At 56.5% G+C, this 17,551-nt stretch carries 15 protein-coding genes and 1 pseudogene; 11 read left to right on the forward strand and 5 right to left on the reverse strand.

All coding sequences use genetic code 11. The features are described 5' to 3' along the window. Positions 1 to 3: 3 nt before the first annotated feature. Positions 4 to 1,566: an asparagine synthetase B gene (locus tag IC37_RS22755; RefSeq protein ID WP_051414797.1), complete on the reverse strand. Its 1,563-nt coding sequence runs from the start codon at positions 1,564 to 1,566 to the stop codon at positions 4 to 6. After that, complete coding sequence (locus IC37_RS22760; RefSeq protein ID WP_030128567.1) at positions 1,567 to 2,970, reverse strand: acetyl-CoA carboxylase biotin carboxylase subunit family protein; 1,404 nt, start codon at positions 2,968 to 2,970, stop codon at positions 1,567 to 1,569. Positions 2,971 to 3,558: 588 nt separating this feature from the next. Between IC37_RS22760 and IC37_RS22765 the strand changes: the two are divergent. Next, a pseudogene (locus tag IC37_RS22765) lies at positions 3,559 to 3,720 on the forward strand (helix-turn-helix domain-containing protein); the annotation flags it as partial. Positions 3,721 to 3,738: 18 nt separating this feature from the next. After that, positions 3,739 to 4,155 (forward strand): DUF3010 family protein, encoded by a 417-nt coding sequence (locus IC37_RS22770; RefSeq protein WP_030128568.1) that lies wholly within the window; start codon positions 3,739 to 3,741, stop codon positions 4,153 to 4,155. A gap of 100 nt (positions 4,156 to 4,255) precedes the next feature. Here IC37_RS22770 and IC37_RS22775 read toward each other — a convergent pair whose 3' ends face one another. Further along, positions 4,256 to 5,200, reverse strand: a complete 945-nt coding sequence (locus IC37_RS22775) for a GlxA family transcriptional regulator (RefSeq protein WP_030128569.1) — start codon at positions 5,198 to 5,200, stop codon at positions 4,256 to 4,258. A gap of 208 nt (positions 5,201 to 5,408) precedes the next feature. Between IC37_RS22775 and IC37_RS22780 the strand changes: the two genes are divergently transcribed. The 6 genes from IC37_RS22780 to IC37_RS22805 all read left to right on the forward strand — a co-directional run bounded on the left by IC37_RS22780 (position 5,409) and on the right by IC37_RS22805 (position 10,815). After that, positions 5,409 to 6,353, forward strand: coding sequence for a choline ABC transporter substrate-binding protein (locus tag IC37_RS22780; protein ID WP_030128570.1), 945 nt, complete (start codon positions 5,409 to 5,411; stop codon positions 6,351 to 6,353). Positions 6,354 to 6,465: 112 nt separating this feature from the next. Then, entirely contained in the window at positions 6,466 to 7,353 is an 888-nt protein-coding gene (locus tag IC37_RS22785; RefSeq protein WP_030128571.1) for a 3-keto-5-aminohexanoate cleavage protein, read from the forward strand. Positions 7,354 to 7,493: 140 nt separating this feature from the next. Continuing rightward, a complete protein-coding gene (locus IC37_RS22790) occupies positions 7,494 to 8,459 on the forward strand; it encodes an L-carnitine dehydrogenase (protein ID WP_030128572.1) in 966 nt (321 codons plus the stop codon). A 65-nt stretch (positions 8,460 to 8,524) separates the two neighbouring features. Further along, complete coding sequence (locus IC37_RS22795) at positions 8,525 to 9,001, forward strand: thioesterase family protein (RefSeq protein WP_030128573.1); 477 nt, start codon at positions 8,525 to 8,527, stop codon at positions 8,999 to 9,001. A gap of 13 nt (positions 9,002 to 9,014) precedes the next feature. Continuing rightward, the gene (locus tag IC37_RS22800; protein ID WP_030128574.1) at positions 9,015 to 10,178 is read left to right on the forward strand and encodes a gamma-butyrobetaine dioxygenase; all 1,164 of its coding nucleotides are present in this window, start codon (positions 9,015 to 9,017) and stop codon (positions 10,176 to 10,178) included. Between the two features lie 373 nt (positions 10,179 to 10,551). Continuing rightward, positions 10,552 to 10,815: a hypothetical protein gene (locus IC37_RS22805; protein ID WP_030128575.1), complete on the forward strand. Its 264-nt coding sequence runs from the start codon at positions 10,552 to 10,554 to the stop codon at positions 10,813 to 10,815. A gap of 105 nt (positions 10,816 to 10,920) precedes the next feature. Here IC37_RS22805 and IC37_RS22810 read toward each other — a convergent pair whose 3' ends face one another. After that, a complete protein-coding gene (locus IC37_RS22810; protein ID WP_030128576.1) occupies positions 10,921 to 12,024 on the reverse strand; it encodes a GlxA family transcriptional regulator in 1,104 nt (367 codons plus the stop codon). 524 nt (positions 12,025 to 12,548) lie between these two features. Next, positions 12,549 to 13,925 carry an L-serine ammonia-lyase gene (locus IC37_RS22815; RefSeq protein ID WP_030128577.1) on the reverse strand — a complete coding sequence of 459 codons (1,377 nt, stop codon included), beginning with the start codon at positions 13,923 to 13,925 and terminating at the stop codon, positions 12,549 to 12,551. A gap of 437 nt (positions 13,926 to 14,362) precedes the next feature. Between IC37_RS22815 and IC37_RS22820 the strand changes: the two genes are divergently transcribed. From IC37_RS22820 to choV, 3 genes are all read left to right on the forward strand, one after another. After that, complete coding sequence (locus IC37_RS22820) at positions 14,363 to 15,313, forward strand: choline ABC transporter substrate-binding protein (protein WP_030128578.1); 951 nt, start codon at positions 14,363 to 14,365, stop codon at positions 15,311 to 15,313. A 77-nt stretch (positions 15,314 to 15,390) separates the two neighbouring features. Further along, positions 15,391 to 16,236: a choline ABC transporter permease subunit gene (gene choW / locus IC37_RS22825; RefSeq protein ID WP_030128579.1), complete on the forward strand. Its 846-nt coding sequence runs from the start codon at positions 15,391 to 15,393 to the stop codon at positions 16,234 to 16,236. Next, entirely contained in the window at positions 16,233 to 17,411 is a 1,179-nt protein-coding gene (gene choV, locus IC37_RS22830; RefSeq protein WP_030128580.1) for a choline ABC transporter ATP-binding protein, read from the forward strand. Before choW ends, choV begins: the two co-directional genes overlap by 4 nt. The last annotated feature ends 140 nt before the right edge of the window (positions 17,412 to 17,551 follow it).

Below are 17,551 nucleotides of genomic sequence, written 5' to 3' on the forward strand. Positions count from 1 at the left end.
TTATTATCCTTCGCTGGTAGGGGAACTGACGAGGTTTTTATCAATGTCTTTAGTTTTCGAGGTCGTCCATCCGCCGCTATGATAGTCGAGACCTTGTACCTTATATCGATTGTCTGGAAGCTCAAAGCCGAATTCTTGGAATATCAAAGCAGCATTATTAATTGCATTATCTTCTAATGGAAAAGGCTTGCTATCCAGGCTCTCATTTATTGATTGAAGTACGTCAAAGATCAGTCCGCCTATACCTGACCCTTCAGACATCCTCATTTTTGGTCGCCAAGTGATATAATCTGGTAATTCGAGGGAAAAAGCGTCCCTCAGTAGAACTTTTGTAAAATCATCTCTTACATGGAACTCCATCGGTGCCGATATTATAAAATCGAAAAGATCGTTGTCGAGAAACGGTACACGGCATTCCACTGTATTGAACATGCTCATTCTATCCACACGCTGTAGATCAGTTCGATACAAGTTCTTAACTTTATGTAGCTGAAGCGCACGACGGTCACTTGCCCCTTGAAAAAAGTCGTAACCAGCGAATAGCTCATCACTTCCATCTCCAGATAGAGCTATACGAATCCCGTCTTCTTTCATTCGAGAGAAAGCAAAATGTATAGTTAATGCATCAGTTATATCTACGGGTTCAAATTGTTCAGATACATATATGCTGGTTCTAATAGACTGCATCAGATCTACACGATCAACATCAGAAATAACTATCTTAATGCCAAGTTCTTTGCATAATCTCTGCGCGAATACTACATCAGCTGAGCCAGTCACTCCGACCGTGTAGGCGGTGACGTTCTTATGGTATAGGTTAGCAAGATAAAGAATTATTGCGCTATCTAGCCCGCCAGAGAAAACTACGCCTATCGGAAGATCAGTATTGACTTGACGCTTTACCGAGAGGTGCAGTAGCTCATTGCATTTATTTACCGTAGACTTGTAATCTAGTCGCGGCCATATGCTTTCGCTAATTAAATAATATGCGTTCTGTCGACCGTCCACCCAATAATGTCCAGGGAGGATTTCTTGCGTCTTGTTGGTCAACCCAATTAGTGCTTTCAGTTCCGATGCGAAATAGAGGACAGTTCCTTCTTGAGTCAGGTATAGAGGCTTTACGCCCAGCCGATCCCTCGCAGCGAAAACAGTATTGTCTCCCGGTGAGTAGATAATAAACGCGAATATACCATTGAGTCGGGTCAGACAAGATTCCCCCCAGTGAGCATATGCCCTAAGAACTAGCTCGGTATCTGAACAGCCTAAAAACTTTACTCCGTGTGATAATAAAATTAATCGCAACTCATTCAAGTTGTAAATTTCACCATTAAATATAATTGCGCGACCAGAAATGTTATCTATGAACGGCTGGTTGTTGTCCTCTCTCTCCACGATAGGCAAGCGATTGGTACCAATAGCAGCATGAGAAAATATAAAACGCTCTCCAAAGCTTTCAGCAGCGCCTCTATGGGAGATTCTCCCCAACATTTTTAGTAAAGTAGCCTCAAAGTCGCGCTTTTCATTAGAGCGGGTAGAAGTCTCAAATATTGCAGCTATCCCGCACATCTAGCACTGCTCCAGTATTTTGTCTTCGGGATATTCAGATGTTTCGACTTTAATGTTTCTCTCATACTCTTTATGGACGTGAAGTATCTCGTCTATAGTCGTTGCCCTCACCCACATTTTTGCGATATAAGCTTCTTCGTTCTCTACATCGAAGAATCCATCTTTGTGGCCGTTAGTAGTAGGCAGTACCTGCGATAAAATCTCACACGCAGAATCAATTTCTGGAAGCTTTATAGCTTTGATGTAGCCTGAGCGAGTTGGATAGAATAGAAGCATCGCGTAGACGGCGTCCTCCGGCAATATCGGAAGGTCTTCCGCCAAATGGCGCCCTATGGTTACTGGCTTATTTGTTATGAAATTGACGTTTAAGGCATACGCATCACATGAGCACAGATCCTTAAGTGCTTCGTCCACGAAGAACCCGCCCAGCCTCGGGTTTACCTCAATCACTTGGGGGCCGTTTTTGGATAATTTGAACTCAACGTGTAAAAATCCGTTCTTTACCTTCAGTGCTTTTATAGAATTGCTAATAGTTGATACGATCACCGATATCTGGTCGTTAGAAAAGCTTTGCGGTGGTGTAACTATGACCTTTTCTAAAACCGTACTGGAGGTGTTGCTTGTTATCATCTTTTCAAATATCAACATCGGGTGAATGCTCCCGTCGATAACCAAGCATTCTAAAGAACCTTCAGGCCCCTCAATGAATTCTTCAATTAACACGGAAACGCCCGGCGTATATAGCACAGGGCCTGCTTCTGGAGAACTAAGCCATTTTTCAGCTCCCGAGAAAGAATAGGCTCCAGGCACGTCAGGAAATCTTTGTATGAAGTGATTATATGCTTTTTCAAAACTCTTTCGGTCATCACATATCGAGACAAACGCCGAGCCGCCCCCGTATACCGGCTTCATCACTACGGGAAATATAAGATCATTTATAGTTTCGAAATCTCCATTGAAGAGCCTGAAATTTACCGACCTAACACCCTTTATATTGCGAAGTTGCGAACGTATTAAGTACTTATTGTTACAATTCTCTAGCGGCTCGGCGCTGTAATATTCAAGCCCGCATTGCCTAGCGATATCTTCAACTACATGGTTAGCGTCCCCACGCGGTGTGACATGCGCTGGGTAGCAAAACAGTCCTTTCACACTATATGTTCGGCTTAAACGTTCTACTGCGCAGAGTACTTCGCCAGTTTCAATACTATCTACCAAGACAACTTCATCACTTTCATCGCTAGCCTCCCTAATATTTTTGCTATCTTTTGCGATTATTGTTAAGCATCTGATACCTTCTTTTGCTGCGGCTTGAAAGTGCAATTTTCTATACAAATATAGTGAGGTTGATAGATAGTCGTTATCTATGAAAATTAATATTTCTGGCTTCATATATAGGTCCATGATCATTTTCGTTGTTGTAAAATGAGATAGCGAGCATTGTATGCACTGTTTGTCACACACGCATGATCAGTGGAGATCTTTTGGGAATGGCATAACTTTCTGCGCACCACGTAATTGTTAGCCGTTATCCTATGTAAACTCCCACGACGAAGTTGCACGCTGAATCCTCCTGCCATTACGAGGCTGGCTGCCCGCAGTTGCCACACGGTAGATAGCTGTGGGCGGATGAGCGTTGGCGTAAGCCTGTTGTTGCTCAATAATCCTCAAGACGTCTTTGTTCGCACCTTCAAGTTACTGCGAGAAAAGGTAATCTTCTTGGCTGCGAAGAAAATCAGGGGAGGCTTCATTGGTGTACAAAGGGGAGAGGGGAGCATTCATTTACAGACTCCTAAACTGTGAAGGGGTGTCCATGAATGATGCGGTACAAACTAAGTAATTCGTACCGCCGAATTCACAGTCACAGGAAGGAAAAGGAAACTTCGTAGTAATGGACACTAAAAATCCTACAGAAATTTCTGCTCGATAAGGCGCAAGACAATTTCAATCAAGCTTTCACAGTCCGTTGATCTTCCCTCGGACAGCGCTCCATGGCGCAAGCACTTGAACCTTACACAGGATGAAGTGGCCAAACGGATGGGTGTCTCTCAGCCGGAATTTGCCCAGCAAGAGACCGTCTCAAAGCCTCGGAAGGCCACTCGCGAAAAAATAGCAGCGGCGTTTGGTATTACCGCTAATCAACTTGAGCTTTAGGCTGTGAAAGGGATCGACATGAAAATCTGCGGCATCGAAATCAAAGGCAGCGAAGCGATCATCGCCGTGGCCTCGCTCGACGGTCAGGCCCTGAGCCACGTCGCCCTCGCCACCAAGAAGATCGCCCTCGACGATGACGACGAAGCCGCCAATGTCAAAGTCTTTGCCGCTCAGGTGGCGTCGTTTGTTCGTGAGAATTCCATCGATCGCATCGCGATCAAGAAGCGCAGCAAGAAAGGCGAATTCGCCGGCGGGCCGACTACGTTCAAGATCGAGGGGATTTTCCAGCTGCTGGGAAATTGTGAGGTGACGCTGCTGTCGCCGCAGACCATCAATGCGCAGAACAAGAAGTTCGATTTTGCACTGCCGGATACGCTGAACAAGTATCAGCATGAGGCTTACAAGGCCGCGTGTTCGGCGTTGATGAAGAAGTAACATTCCTCCACTGATCGAAGCGGACGCTCTGCGTGGGATCACATCTCGAAGCGGACGCAGAGCGTCCATGGCGGCATTCCCACGCAGAGCGTGGGAACGATCATGCCTGGGCGGGGCGGCGGTCTTCACGCGGGCACCGCTCGAATCTCGCCCGATAACTTCGGGTGAAATACGACGGCGATTCAAACCCGCACGCGATGCTCACCTCCAACACACTCATGTTCGTCTGACGCAGCAACTGCCGCGCCTTCTCCAGCCTTAACCGTAGATAGAAATTGCTCGGTGTGTCGTTCAGGTGCAGGCGAAACAGGCGTTCCAGCTGACGCCGAGTCACTTTGATCGATTCCGCCAGCGCCAGGGTACTCAGCGGCGGTTCGCTGTGCTGTTCCATCTCTCCGATCACCTGCACCAGTTTCTTGTTGCTGATGCCATAGCGCGTGGCGACTTCCATGCGCTGGTGGTCTTTGCGCGGGCGGATGCGCCCGAGTACGAATTGTTCGCTGACCTGGATCGCCAGTTCCGGGCCGTGGGCCTGACCGATGAGGTCGAGCATCAGGTCGATAGAAGCCGTGCCGCCGGCAGAGGTGATGCGCCGACGGTCGATCTCGAACAGTTCCTGAGTGACGCTGAGCTGCGGATAAGACTCCTTGAAGGCGTCGATGGCTTCCCAGTGCAGGGTCAGGCGATGGCCGTCGAGCAGGCCGGCTTCGGCGAGGATAAAACTGCCGGTGTCGATGGCGCCGAGGGTCACGCCTTCGTTATCCAACCGACGCAACCAGTGCTCCAGTGCCGGAGTGGTGAACTTCAGCGGTTCGAAACCGGCGACCACCAGCAAGGTCGCGCCTTTCTTCAGGGGTTCCAGCGCTGCATCGGCATTGACCGACATGCCGTTGCTGGCCAACACCGCCCCGCCATCAGCGCTCAACACATGCCAGCGGTACAGCTCACCGCGAAAGCGATTGGCGACCCGCAGCGGCTCGATCGCCGAGATAAAACCGATCGCCGAAAAACCCGGCATCAACAAGAAGTAGAAATCCTGGGACATGGAGCGCACTCGATGGCAGGTAGCGAGAGGGCGGGAAGCGTGTGGACGTTGATACGCCACTTGCCGGCGGCATTCAAGCGCGCAGGTCGCTGCAGTGCAAGAGCTGGTCGCCGCAGTGCGTTTTCATCGGTGCTTTGCTGCGTAACTTGGCATCACCGGCACACAAAGATGCCGGGCCCCACAATAACGACCTGCCGAGGAACCCGAGATGAAACGACTGATCAGCAGCTGTGTTCTTGCACTCAGCGGTACCGCTTTCTTGAGCGCCAGCGTCATGGCGGCCGAACCCGCGTCGTGCCAGAACGTGCGCATGGGCGTAGTGAACTGGACCGACGTGATCGCCACCAGCGCCATGACCCAGGTCTTGCTCGACGGCCTCGGCTACAGCACCAAACAAACCAGCGCGTCCCAGCAAATCGTCTTCGCCGGGATCCGCGACCAGCGCCTGGACTTGTTCCTCGGTTACTGGAACCCGCTGATGACGCAGACCATCACGCCGTTTGTCGATGCCAAGCAGGTCAAAGTGCTTGAAGCGCCAAGCCTGAAGGATGCTCGCGCCACCCTCGCCGTGCCGACTTACCTCGCCGACAAAGGCCTGAAAACTTTCGCTGACATCGCCAAATTCGAAAAAGAACTGGGCGGCAAAATTTACGGCATCGAGCCTGGCTCGGGCGCCAACACTCAGATCAAGGCGATGATCGCCAAGAACCAGTTTGGCCTGGGCAAGTTCCAGCTGGTCGAGTCCAGCGAAGCTGGCATGCTTGCGGCGGTGGATCGCGCCGTGCGGCGCAAGGAAGCCGTGGTGTTCTTCGGCTGGGCGCCGCACCCGATGAACGTCAACGTGCAAATGACCTACCTCACCGGCAGCGAAGACGCCCTCGGCCCGAACGAAGGCATGGCCACCGTCTGGACCGTCACCGCGCCGAAATACGCCGAGCAGTGCCCGAACATCGGCCGCTTGCTGAGCAACCTGACGTTCACCGCCGAAGACGAGAGCCGGATGATGCAGCCACTGCTGGATCACAAGGACGCCTTCGAGTCGGCCAGGCAATGGCTCAAGGATCACCCGCAAGACAAGCAGCGCTGGCTCGAAGGCGTGACCACCTTCGACGGCAAACCGGCGGCTGAAAACCTGAAACTGACCAGTAAATAAACCTGAAATGAACCACCGATTCGCAGCCCGATGCGGGCTGCGAACGGAACCGTCACGCCCTGAGCCACACCTAAGCCACACCTAAAATTCTCGCCTGCAAGGAACCCGCCTCATGAACCACGACGTCATCATCACCTGCGCACTCACCGGTGCTGGCGACACGACCGCCAGAAGCCCACACGTGCCGGTCACCCCGAAACAAATCGCCGCGGCCGCCGTGGAAGCCGCCAAGGCTGGCGCTACCGTGGTCCACTGTCACGTTCGCGACCCGCAAACCGGCAAGTTCAGCCGTGACGTGGCGCTGTACCGCGAAGTGATGGAGCGCATCCGCGAGGCCGACGTCGACATCATCGTCAACCTCACCGCCGGCATGGGCGGCGACCTGGAAATCGGCGCGGGCGAGAACCCCATGGAGTTCGGCCCGAACACCGACCTGATCGGCCCGCTGACCCGTCTGGCCCACGTCGAAGAACTGCTACCGGAAATCTGCACGCTGGATTGCGGCACCCTGAACTTCGGTGACGGCGACACCATTTACGTGTCCACCCCGGCGCAACTGCGCGCTGGCGCCAAACGCATTCAAGAGCTGGGCGTTAAGGCCGAGCTGGAAATCTTCGACACCGGTCACCTGTGGTTCGCCAAGCAGATGATCAAGGAAGGCTTGCTGGACAACCCGCTGTTTCAGCTGTGCCTGGGCATCCCGTGGGGCGCGCCGGCCGACACCACCACCATGAAAGCCATGGTCGACAACCTGCCGACCGACGCGGTCTGGGCCGGGTTTGGCATCGGTCGCATGCAAATGCCAATGGCGGCGCAAGCGGTGCTGCTGGGCGGCAACGTGCGGGTCGGTCTGGAAGACAACCTATGGCTGGACAAGGGTGTTTTGGCGACCAACGGCCAACTGGTCGAACGCGCCTCGGAAATCCTCAGCCGCCTCGGCGCCCGCGTTCTGACTCCTGCTGAAGGCCGGGCAAAAATGGGCCTGACCAAGCGCGGTTAACCCGAACCTACACCTCACCTGTGGGAGCGGGCTTGCTCGCGAAGAGGCCGTCACATCCGACATTTCTGTCGACTGACACTCCGCTTTCGCGAGCAAGCCCGCTCCCACAAGGGTTCACCAAATTCTTTTAGGACGTCGCCATGAGCTTTATCACCGAAATCAAAACCTTCGCTGCGCTGGGCAGCGGTGTCATCGGCAGCGGCTGGGTGTCGCGCGCCCTCGCCCACGGCCTCGACGTGGTGGCCTGGGACCCGGCGCCCGGTGCCGAAGCGGCACTGCGCAAACGCGTCGCCAATGCCTGGGGCGCGCTGGAGAAACAAGGCCTGGCGCCCGGCGCGTCGCAGGATCGTCTGCGCTTTGTCGCTACGATCGAAGAATGCGTTCGTGATGCGGATTTCATTCAGGAAAGCGCCCCCGAGCGTCTGGAACTGAAACTGGAATTGCACAGCAAAATCAGCGCGGCGGCCAAGCCCAATGCCTTGATCGGTTCGAGTACTTCGGGGCTGTTACCAAGCGAGTTTTACGAGAGCTCGACCCACCCGGAACGCTGCGTGGTCGGGCACCCGTTCAACCCGGTTTACCTGCTGCCATTAGTGGAAGTGGTCGGGGGCAAGAACACGGCGCCAGAAGCGGTGCAGGCGGCGATGAAAGTCTATGAATCCCTAGGCATGCGCCCACTGCATGTGCGCAAGGAAGTGCCGGGGTTCATCGCCGACCGTTTGCTTGAAGCGTTGTGGCGTGAGGCGTTGCATCTGGTCAACGACGGCGTGGCGACCACCGGTGAAATCGACGATGCGATTCGCTTTGGCGCGGGTCTGCGCTGGTCGTTCATGGGTACTTTCCTGACTTACACCCTGGCGGGTGGCGATGCGGGTATGCGGCACTTCATGGCGCAGTTCGGGCCGGCGTTGCAGTTGCCCTGGACCTATCTGCCGGCACCGGAGCTGACCGACAAATTGATCGATGATGTGGTGGATGGTACTAGCGAGCAATTGGGCAAGCACAGCATCTCGGCACTGGAGCGCTATCGTGATGATTGCTTGCTGGCGGTGCTGGAGGCGGTGAAGACCACCAAGGCTAAACATGGCATGGCGTTTAGCGAGTAACCCGTAACACTGATCGTTCCCACGCTCTGCGTGGGAACGATCATCCACCTGCTGGAGCACCAATCATGCCCACCCTCACCACCTACCAAACCAAAATCATCCCCGACTGGGTCGACTACAACGGCCACCTGCGCGATGCCTTCTATCTGCTGATTTTCAGCTACGCCACCGACGCGCTGATGGATCGTCTGGGTATGGACAGCAATAACCGCGAAGCCAGCGGCAACACGCTGTTCACCCTCGAACTGCACCTCAACTACCTGCACGAAGTGAAGCTCGATGCCGAGGTCGAAGTGCACACCCAGATCATCGGCCATGACCGCAAGCGTCTGCACCTCTACCACAGCCTGCATCTGGTGGGCGGTGACAAGGAGCTGGCGGGCAATGAACAAATGCTGCTGCACGTCGACCTGGCCGGGCCGCGATCCGCACCGTTCAGCGAAGAAACCTTGAGCAAGCTGCAGGCCGTTGTCGCCGAGCAAGCCGACCTGCCCGCACCCGCCTTCATCGGCCGAGTGATCGCTTTACCGCCCACAAAATAACAAGGAGCTCGCCATGAACACCGCCGCCGCTTTTGCCGATTTCCGCACCTACCCGTTGATCAGCGCATTGACCGCCGTGCATACCCTGGCGGACCGAATTCAAGTGCAGTGGGCAGACGATCGGGTCAGCCCTTTTCATCATCAATGGCTACGGGACAACTGCCCGTGCCCGCAGTGCGTCTACACGGTGACCCGCGAGCAAGTACTGGAAATCGTCGATGTCGCAGAAAATCTGATCCCCGACAGCGCTCGAATCGATGCCGAAGGTTGTCTGTGTATCGATTGGCAGGACGGCCACCTCAGCCGCTTCGATCCAGGCTGGCTGCGAGCCCACGCCTATGACGATGAGTCCCGCGCCGAACGCCGGGCTGCCAAACCGAAAAGTAAGCTGTGGGACAGCCACCTGAAGCTTCCAGTGTTCGATTATCAGGCATTGATGGACGACAACGATGCCTTGCTGCAATGGCTGCTGGCCGTGCGCGACATCGGCCTGACCCAGGTTCGCGGTGTACCGACGGAGCCGGGCTCGCTGAAGCTGATCGCCCAGCGGATTTCCTTCATCCGTGAGAGCAATTTCGGCGTGCTGTTCAACGTGCAATCCAAGGCCGACGCCGACAGCAATGCCTACACCGCCTTCAACCTGCCGCTGCACAGCGACCTGCCCACGCGGGAGTTGCAACCGGGGCTGCAATTTCTGCATTGCCTGGTCAATGACGCCGACGGTGGCGAAAGCATTTTCGTCGACGGTTTTGCCATCGCTGAAGCCTTGCGCGAGGAAGATCCCGAGGCGTTTCAGGCCTTGTGTGAAATACCCGTGGAGTTCCGCAACAAGGACCGCCACAGCGACTACCGCTGTCTGGCACCGATCATCGCCCTGGATGCTTTCGGGCAAGTGTCGGAAATCCGCATGGCGAATTTTTTGCGTGGGCCGTTCGATGCTTCAGTCGAACAGATGCCCAGGCTGTATCGCGCTTATCGACGCTTCATTGCGATGACCCGCGAGGCGCGCTTTCGGGTGATGACGCGGCTCAACCCCGGTGAGCTGTGGTGCTTTGATAACCGTCGCACCCTCCATGCCCGCAATGCGTTCGACCCCGCTACCGGCGCCCGGCATTTCCAGGGGTGTTATGTCGACCGGGATGAGTTGTTGTCGCGGATCCTTGTGTTGCAGCGCTAGACCCCGTCATCGTTCATCGCGGGCAAGCCACGCTCCCACAGGTTATTCGCAAGTCCTGTGGGAGCGTGGCTTGCCCGCGATGGCGTCCGCACAGGCAACACAAAACTCTCTGATTCACACGCAAAAAAAAACCCCGATCAAGCCGTGACAGGATCGGGGCAGAGGTGGGTACTGTTGAGGAGCTGTTGCGCGAGGGTGACCAAACCTTCGTGAAGCCAGCTGAGTTCAGTGTGCCTATTCCCGTACGCAGCAAGTTAGCCGAAAACGACATGTTCATAGCCAATGCTGCCATTGCGACAAATCGCCCTTGCCGCCACTCCATCCCCCCACCAGAATCGAACCACGACACCGTTCCCTGAAGAAGGATTGCGTCATGATGCACGCCGATTTGATTGACCAGGAAGACCTGTTGGGCCAGCTGAAATCGTTGGGTTTTCAAGTACCGAGTGGCTCTACAGCCGAGCAGGCTTGCGAGTGTGCGGTGCGAGGCTTGAACGATGAGCGGGCGATGACGCTGCGGACCATGGTCAAGCAGATGTACACCAGCAGCGCGACCATCCTGCCGGCCGTGCGCCAGGCGATCGACAGGCAGCTGCTGCCCGCGTTGGCTGAGTATCAGCAAAGCCGTAGCGCCTGATAAATCGCCTTCGCGAGCAAGCCCGCTCCCACATTCGACCGCGTTCCCCTGAGAGAGCTCGGTCGAATGTGGGAGCGGGCTTGCTCGCGAATGGAGCGCCTCGGTTTAGAGCCTTACGCTAGCAAACGTCGACTCATTGCGCGCCTGACTCAACGCCGACAGCGGCCCGGACAACGGCGACAGCACCAGCGCTTGCGGCAGCGGCATCATCGCCACTTGTTGCGTGGTGTTGGAACCCACGCGCTCGTCACGCGGCGGAATGCCGAAGTATTCGCGGTAGCACTTGGAGAAGTGCGGCGTGGACACGAAACCGCACACCGACGCCACTTCGATGATCGACATCGGCGTTTGCTTGAGCAACTGCCGGGCGCGGATCAGGCGCAGTTTCAGGTAGTAACGCGATGGCGAGCAGTGCAGGTACTTCTGGAACAGCCGCTCCAGCTGACGACGCGAAACGGCGACATACACCGCCAGTTCGTCGAGATCGATTGGCTCTTCGAGGTTGGCTTCCATCAGCGCTACGATTTCCTGCAACTTCGGCTGGTTGGTGCCAAGCATGTGCTTGAGCGGCACGCGCTGGTGATCCTGCTCGTTGCGGATGCGCTCGTAGACAAACATTTCCGAGATCGCAGCGGACAGTTCACGACCATGATCGCGGCTGATCAGGTGCAACATCATGTCCAGCGGCGCGGTGCCGCCGGAACTGGTGAAGCGGTTGCGGTCCAGGGTGAACAACCGGGTGCTCATGGCCACCCGCGGGAAAGCTTCCTGCATCGCCGCCAGGCATTCCCAGTGCACGCTGCAGTCGAAACCGTCCAGCAGGCCAGCGCAGGCCAGCGCCCAGCTGCCGGTGCAGACCGCGCCGAGACGACGAGACTGACGCGCCTGGCTTTGCAGCCACGACACGTGCTCGCGGGTTACGGTGCGCTGGATGCCGATACCGCCGCAGACAATGACGGTGTCCAGGGGCGGCGCTTTGTGCATGGAGGCGTCGGGAGTGATCTGCAGACCGTCACTGGCCCAGACCTGACCGCCATCGACGGTGAGTGTGCTCCAGCGATACAGCTCGCGGCCGGACAATTGGTTGGCCATGCGCAGAGGTTCTACTGCGGAGGCCAGAGAAATAAGCGTGAAATTGTCCAGCAGCAAAAAGCCGATGGATTGAGGCGCACGGTTCTGGGGTTGGGCCCCGGAGTTGAACGTCGTCATCGCGGTATCTCCTCACACAAAGCGGGTGATGGCCTCAGGCGGAGGCTCTTTTTATTGCCATCGTTCTCGCGTGGGAGACGGGCTTTGTAATGACAGAGCAAATGCCATGCCTAAAATTGAATGCGTGTTCAATAACTCCTGAAAACGACGTCGCGATGCGTCTAGATATGGCGCGCAGAGATAAGAGGTCATAAGTGCCATTAGAGGCCGCAAACCCGCTACCCCGTTGCCTGTGAGCAAATCGGTAGCACTTGTGGGAACAGGGCTGCGACGCTCCACCGGAGAGTGTCACCGCAAGCACGGGTGACGGACGGTCAGGCTTGAATTGGATCCCCTGCCAGGGGGTGAGGGCTTACCTGTTTGCGACGCGCTAAAAGGTGGCGCGTTTTGGTGCGGGTGTTCACTTGGTGCGCAGTTTTGACTGGTCTGGCCCCTTCGCGAGCAAGCCCGCTGGATTTGTGCCCGACGCTGATTAAATGTGGGAGCGGGCTTGCTCGCGAAGCAGGCGACTCGGTACTACTGATTCAACACTCAACCGCGCTAACCGCCAACCCACCGCGCGATGTCTCTTTATATTTGTCGTGCATGTCGGCCCCGGTATCACGCATGGTGCGGATCACCCGATCCAGCGAGATAAAGTGCTGACCGTCGCCACGCAGCGCCATCTGCGCCGCGTTGATCGCTTTCACCGCCGCAATCGCGTTGCGCTCGATGCACGGTACTTGCACCAGCCCGCCCACGGGATCGCAGGTCAGCCCGAGGTTGTGTTCCAGGCCGATTTCCGCTGCGTTGCACAGTTGCTCCGGCGTGGCACCAAGAATCTCCGCCAACCCGGCCGCCGCCATGGCGCAGGCCGAGCCGACTTCGCCCTGACAACCGACTTCGGCACCGGAAATCGAGGCGTTCTTCTTGCACAGAATCCCCACCGCCGCGGCACTGAGGAAGTAATCGACCACGTTGGCGTCGGTCACCGCCTCGCTGAACTTCATGAAGTAGTGCAACACCGCCGGAATGATCCCCGCCGCGCCGTTGGTCGGTGCCGTAACCATGCGCCCGCCGGCAGCGTTTTCCTCGTTGACCGCCAAGGCGAACAAGTTCACCCACTCCATGGCGCTCAAGGTCGAGCCAATCACGTTGGGCTTGTTCAGTTCTTGCAGGCTACGGTGCAGTTTGGCTGCGCGACGACGCACATTCAGGCCACCGGGCAGGATGCCTTCGTGCTTGAGGCCTTGCTCTACGCAATCTTGCATGGCGCGCCAGAGTTTCATCAGGCCGGCGCGAATTTCCTCTTCGCTGCGCCAGACTTTCTCGTTGGCCATCATCAGCTCTGCAACACGCAGGTTGTGCTGCTTGCAGAGACTGAGCAGCTCGACGGCGCTGGAGAAATCGTATGGCAACACGGTGCGATCCAGATCCACCACGCCGCTGGAAGCCTGTGCCTCATCGACGACAAAACCGCCGCCGACCGAATAGTAGGTGTCACGATGCAGCTCGCCGTGATCGCCTTCGACAATCAGGGTCATGGCGTTGGGGTGGAACGGCAGGTTCTCGTCGATCAGGCGCATGTCCCGAGCCCAGATGAATGGGACCGGCAAACGTCCGTCGAGCAACAGCGTGTCGGTTTCACGCAGGGTCTCGATGCGGATGCCGATTTGCGACGGATCGATCGCGTCCGGCCACTCGCCCATCAGCCCCATGATCACCGCGTTGTCGCTGCCGTGACCGATGCCGGTAGCAGAGAGCGACCCATAGAGCTGAACTTCGACGCGCCGCACCTGCTCCAAAAGACCTTGCTCACGCAAACCTTGTACGAACAGCGCCGCGGCGCGCATAGGCCCCACGGTGTGCGAACTGGAAGGGCCAATGCCGATTTTGAACAGGTCGAAAACGCTGATAGCCATTACTGCTGAACTCCTGGATGTGCCTGCTCCAGGCGCAAAAGCGCCCAGTGACGGAGCTGCTACGCTCAAGCTGCAATCCGCCGAGATGGCCGCATCATCAGGCTTTTGTCATGTCGTTCAACGTCTCACACCGACGCACTCATGCTCACTAGCGCCTCAGGCCGCTTACGCTGTGTTTTCGCCGTTTTTTTGCGGATCAGAGGGGCAAAACGGGCTGAAAAAAGCTGTAAACGACGTTACCGACACTGGATGCGACCATCCCTGTACTGGATACGACGCACCCTGTAGGCGTCAGATTTTCACTGGTACATGATCGTATCGACTCGATTGCAAGGCGCCGTGGTAGAGCTGTCTCCAAAACGCCATCCAACCGCAACAGATAAGTGCGGTGGTCCAGTCGGAACACTGCCAAAAAAAACACCAAGGAGTCGCCCCTTATGAAAGGTTCCCCGTCGTTGTTGTTGGCCGCCATGCTGAGTCTGCCGTTTCTGGCTCAAGCCGCAGAACCGGCCCAATGCAGCACCGTAAACTTCTCCGATGTCGGCTGGACGGACATTACCGTCACCACCGCCACCACCAGCGTCGTTCTCGATGCCCTGGGCTATAAGACCAAAACCACGATGATTTCCGTGCCGGTGACCTACAAGTCCCTGGCCGACGGCAAGAACATGGACGTATTCCTCGGTAACTGGATGCCGACCATGGAAAACGACATCAAAGCCTACCGCGATGCCGGCACCGTGGACACCCTGCGCGCTAATCTGGAAAACGCAAAATACACACTCGCCGTCCCCGAAGAGTTGTATAACAAAGGTCTGAAAGATTTCGCCGACATCGCCAAGTTCAAGAAAGAACTCGACGGCAAGATCTATGGCATCGAACCGGGTAACGACGGCAACCGCCTGATCCAGAGCATGATCGACAAGAACGCCTTTGGCCTGAAAGACGCCGGCTTCAAGGTGGTCGAGTCCAGCGAGGCAGGCATGCTCTCGCAAGTCGATCGCGCCCAGCGCCGCAACACCGCCGTGGTGTTCCTGGGCTGGGAACCGCACCCGATGAACACTCGATTCAAGATGAAGTACCTGACCGGCGGCGACGAATACTTCGGCCCGAACTTTGGCCAGGCGACCATCTACACCAACACCCGCAAGGGCTACGCCCAGGAATGCAGCAACGTGGGTCAGTTGCTGAAAAACCTGGCGTTCACCCTCGACATGGAAAGCACGCTGATGGGCAACGTCCTGGACGACAAAATGAAGCCTGACGCGGCCGCCAAGGCCTGGCTGAAAAAGAATCCACAGGTGCTCGATACCTGGCTCGCTGGCGTGACCACCATTGACGGTAAACCTGGCCTGGAGGCCGTGAAAGCCAAGCTCGCGCAGCCTTGAATTAGGAAGCATCGCTTACGCCGGGCGAGCCAGCTCGCCCGGGCTGTTTATTTCCTTGCATGCGGACGTTCACTACCATGCTGATTGATCAGAAAATACCCTTAGGCCAGTACATCGCGGGCTTCGTTGAATGGTTGACGCAAAACGGCGCCAGCACCTTCGACGCAATCGCTGTGTCACTGGAAACGATGATCCACGGCGTGACTTTTGCGCTGACCTGGTTCAACCCGCTGGCATTGATCGGCCTCATCGCGCTACTGGCACACTTCATTCAACGCAAATGGGGCCTGACCGTTTTCGTCATCGCCTCCTTTCTGCTGATCCTCAACCTGGGGTATTGGCAGGAAACCATGGAAACCCTCGCCCAGGTGTTGTTCGCCACCCTGGTGTGCGTGCTGATCGGCGTGCCGTTGGGCATCGTCGCCGCGCACAAACCGATGTTCTACACAGTGATGCGGCCGGTGCTCGATCTGATGCAGACCGTGCCGACCTTCGTGTACCTCATTCCTACCCTGACCCTCTTCGGTTTGGGTGTGGTCCCGGGTCTGATCTCGACGGTGGTGTTCGCGATTGCCGCGCCTATCCGCCTGACCTACCTGGGTATTCGCGATGTTCCGCAGGAATTGATGGACGCCGGCAAAGCCTTCGGCTGCTCGCGCCGTCAACTGCTTTCACGGATTGAACTGCCCCACGCCATGCCAAGCATCGCGGCCGGTATCACCCAGTGCATCATGCTGTCGTTGTCGATGGTGGTGATTGCGGCACTGGTGGGCGCCGATGGCCTGGGCAAACCCGTGGTCAACGCACTGAACACTGCTGATATTGCCCTGGGCTTCGAAGCAGGCCTGGCGATCGTACTGCTGGCGATCATGCTCGACCGTATTTGCAAACAACCCGACGCTAAAGTAGGGGGTGACGCATGAGCATTATTCGCTTCGAAGACGTGGACGTGATCTTCTCCAAAGACCCGCGCGAGGCGCTCAAACTCCTCGACCAGGGCATGACCCGTGACCAGATCCTGAAAAAGACCGGGCAAATCGTCGGTGTTGAAAAAGCCACTCTGGACATCGAAAAAGGTGAAATCTGCGTACTGATGGGCCTGTCCGGCTCCGGCAAATCCAGCCTGTTGCGCTGCATCAACGGCCTCAACACCGTCAGCCGTGGCAAGTTGTTCGTCGAGCACGAAGGCAAGCAGATCGACATCGCCTCCTGTACTCCGGCAGAACTGAAAATGATGCGCACCAAGCGCATCGCAATGGTGTTCCAGAAGTTCGCCCTGATGCCTTGGCTGACGGTGCGCGAGAACATCAGCTTCGGTCTGGAGATGCAGGGCCGGCCGGAGAAGGAACGGAAAAAACTGGTCGATGAAAAACTCGAACTGGTGGGCCTGACCCAATGGCGCAACAAGAAACCCGATGAGCTTTCCGGTGGTATGCAACAGCGTGTCGGCCTGGCCCGAGCGCTGGCGATGGACGCCGACATTCTGCTGATGGACGAACCGTTCTCGGCCCTCGACCCGCTGATCCGCCAAGGTCTGCAAGACGAACTGCTGGAACTGCAACGCAAACTGAGCAAGACCATCGTCTTCGTGAGCCACGACCTCGATGAAGCCCTGAAGCTCGGCAGCCGTATCGCCATCATGAAAGACGGCCGGATCATCCAGTACAGCAAGCCGGAAGAAATCGTCCTCAACCCTGCGGACGATTACGTGCGCACCTTCGTCGCTCACACCAACCCGCTGAACGTATTGTGCGGTCGCAGCCTGATGCGCACCCTGGACAAGTGCAAACGCATCAACGGTTCGGTGTGCCTGGATCCGGGCGGCGATTCGTGGCTGGACCTGGCCGAAGGCAACACCATCAAAGGCGCACGCCAGAACGGCTCGAGCCTGGACCTGCAGAACTGGATACCGGGGCAAGCGGTTGAAGGTTTGGGTCGTCTGCCAACACTGGTGGACTCCAACATCGGCATGCGCGATGCGCTGCAGATTCGTTATCAAACCGGCAACAAGCTGGTGCTGCACGACAACAACAAGGTTGTCGGGATTCTGGGCGACAGTGAGCTGTACCACGCGCTGCTCGGCAAGAACCTGGGGTAAAAGCAACAGACACAAAAACGCCGCGAGATGATCGCGGCGTTTTTGTTTGCGAGATATCGGGGCATGCAGCTGTGCGGCTGATGGCCCCTTCGCGAGCAAGCCCGCTCCCACATCTATGGTTACCCCCTTTTCTGCAATAC

It is taken from the genome of Pseudomonas sp. QTF5 (genome assembly GCF_000512695.2).
Lineage (GTDB): Bacteria > Pseudomonadota > Gammaproteobacteria > Pseudomonadales > Pseudomonadaceae > Aquipseudomonas.

Excerpts from the sequence above, each read along its gene's own strand:
- IC37_RS22755 (WP_051414797.1), bottom strand. The coding sequence starts at position 1,566 with ATGTGCGGGATAGCTGCAATATTTGAGACTTCTACCCGCTCTAATGAA.
- IC37_RS22760 (WP_030128567.1), bottom strand. The coding sequence starts at position 2,970 with ATGGACCTATATATGAAGCCAGAAATATTAATTTTCATAGATAACGAC.
- IC37_RS22780 (WP_030128570.1), top strand. The coding sequence starts at position 5,409 with ATGAAACGACTGATCAGCAGCTGTGTTCTTGCACTCAGCGGTACCGCT.
- IC37_RS22785 (WP_030128571.1), top strand. The coding sequence starts at position 6,466 with ATGAACCACGACGTCATCATCACCTGCGCACTCACCGGTGCTGGCGAC.
- IC37_RS22775 (WP_030128569.1), bottom strand. The coding sequence starts at position 5,200 with ATGTCCCAGGATTTCTACTTCTTGTTGATGCCGGGTTTTTCGGCGATC.
- IC37_RS22800 (WP_030128574.1), top strand. The coding sequence starts at position 9,015 with ATGAACACCGCCGCCGCTTTTGCCGATTTCCGCACCTACCCGTTGATC.
- choV (WP_030128580.1), top strand. The coding sequence starts at position 16,233 with ATGAGCATTATTCGCTTCGAAGACGTGGACGTGATCTTCTCCAAAGAC.
- IC37_RS22805 (WP_030128575.1), top strand. The coding sequence starts at position 10,552 with ATGATGCACGCCGATTTGATTGACCAGGAAGACCTGTTGGGCCAGCTG.
- IC37_RS22810 (WP_030128576.1), bottom strand. The coding sequence starts at position 12,024 with ATGACGACGTTCAACTCCGGGGCCCAACCCCAGAACCGTGCGCCTCAA.
- IC37_RS22795 (WP_030128573.1), top strand. The coding sequence starts at position 8,525 with ATGCCCACCCTCACCACCTACCAAACCAAAATCATCCCCGACTGGGTC.
- choW (WP_030128579.1), top strand. The coding sequence starts at position 15,391 with ATGCTGATTGATCAGAAAATACCCTTAGGCCAGTACATCGCGGGCTTC.
- IC37_RS22820 (WP_030128578.1), top strand. The coding sequence starts at position 14,363 with ATGAAAGGTTCCCCGTCGTTGTTGTTGGCCGCCATGCTGAGTCTGCCG.
- IC37_RS22770 (WP_030128568.1), top strand. The coding sequence starts at position 3,739 with ATGAAAATCTGCGGCATCGAAATCAAAGGCAGCGAAGCGATCATCGCC.
- IC37_RS22815 (WP_030128577.1), bottom strand. The coding sequence starts at position 13,925 with ATGGCTATCAGCGTTTTCGACCTGTTCAAAATCGGCATTGGCCCTTCC.
- IC37_RS22790 (WP_030128572.1), top strand. The coding sequence starts at position 7,494 with ATGAGCTTTATCACCGAAATCAAAACCTTCGCTGCGCTGGGCAGCGGT.